This is a genomic window from Paenibacillus popilliae ATCC 14706 (assembly GCF_000315235.1).
In the GTDB taxonomy this organism is placed as follows: domain Bacteria; phylum Bacillota; class Bacilli; order Paenibacillales; family Paenibacillaceae; genus Paenibacillus_B; species Paenibacillus_B popilliae.
This window is the reverse complement of the sequence record NZ_BALG01000506.1, coordinates 1-458: the sequence shown is the minus strand read 5'-3', so window position 1 is coordinate 458 and position 458 is coordinate 1. Positions and strand designations below refer to the sequence as shown.

Annotated in this window: 1 protein-coding gene; it reads right to left on the bottom strand. The window is 49.8% G+C overall.

The window, feature by feature from the left end:
• On the bottom strand, positions 1-458 hold a 458-nt coding region (locus tag PPOP_RS18855; protein ID WP_042230225.1), incomplete at both ends, for a reverse transcriptase domain-containing protein.

The window sequence follows — 458 nt, the reverse complement described above, 5'->3', positions numbered from 1 at the left end:
TCGCCTTCTGCTGTTTTCCTCCGTATTGCATCAAATACCCAATCCACATCATTAAGGTAGATGTTAGAGGCAAGCGGCGAGAACGGCCCACCTTGCGGTACGCCGATTTTCCCTGCTGCCTTAATCACTTGCTTAACCAGTTGCATGACTTGCGGGTCTTGAATACGTTTTGCGATTTTGTTCAGCAGTATTGCGTGCCGTATGGTGTCAAAGTAGCGTGACAGGTCAACGTCAATGACCATGGTCATCCGACGCAATACACTGCGTCTTACCTCTGCCAGCGCCTGATGTGGAGAGCGTTTCGGTCGAAATCCATAGGAGTTCGTGCAGAAGTCTGCTTCGAAGATTGCTTCCAGAATCAGCTTTAGTGCACCTTGCACCACGCGATCTCGAATGCCCGGAATCTGCAATGTTCGCATTTTGCCGTTCGCTTTCGGAATCTCTACTTTACGATTCGC